General features: G+C 41.3%; 1 pseudogene. It reads right to left on the reverse strand.

Annotation, left to right across the window (positions count from 1 at the left end):
- Window positions 1-352: pseudogene (locus tag A3766_RS07840) on the reverse strand (putative pyridoxal-dependent aspartate 1-decarboxylase); the annotation flags it as partial.
- Window positions 353-617: the final 265 nt, after the last annotated feature.

The raw sequence follows: 617 nt of genomic DNA on the forward strand, positions 1-617 counted from the left end.
TGGAAAGCGGCAACATGAAATAAGGTAAAGCAGAGGTCATATGACCAACGAAGCTAGGCGATGAGGTGTGAACAGACTGCGCAACTATTTTATCTAGAAGAAATTGAGTATGTTCGGATACAAAAATGGGCTTTTCAGGAATCCTGGGATCAGAAAAGTCTTTTTCCATTTCTTGCAAATCATGTTCGACCGCGACGATATGGTCCTGCATAAATCCTGCAAGATTATTAGAAACGTCTTTATCAATACGGCTAAGAGTAGAGTCTGGTGCTTCGGGTACTGTAAATACTCGATACATACTCTCTATGCTTGCCTGAGCAAACTTCTGCTTATGGTATAACTTGTCCAACATAGCTCACAACGTAGATTCAATACCCAAAATTTGAACGGGCGCTAGTATAGTCGGTCGTACAAAGGATAACCAGCCAAGGTCTCTTGCAATGGACCAATATCGTTTAAAAAACCTTATTGACTGGGAAGAATTGCCAAATCACCACTCTTTTGAAGCGATGCCAGCAACTGCTCCTTTAGATTTTTCACACTTTGATATTCAAGCTGAGCCGTAATTTCCTGCTCGACTTGATAAAAAGGCTTGGCAATATGCTCCTGGTTAGCAT

The organism is Oleiphilus sp. HI0132 (assembly GCF_001635845.1).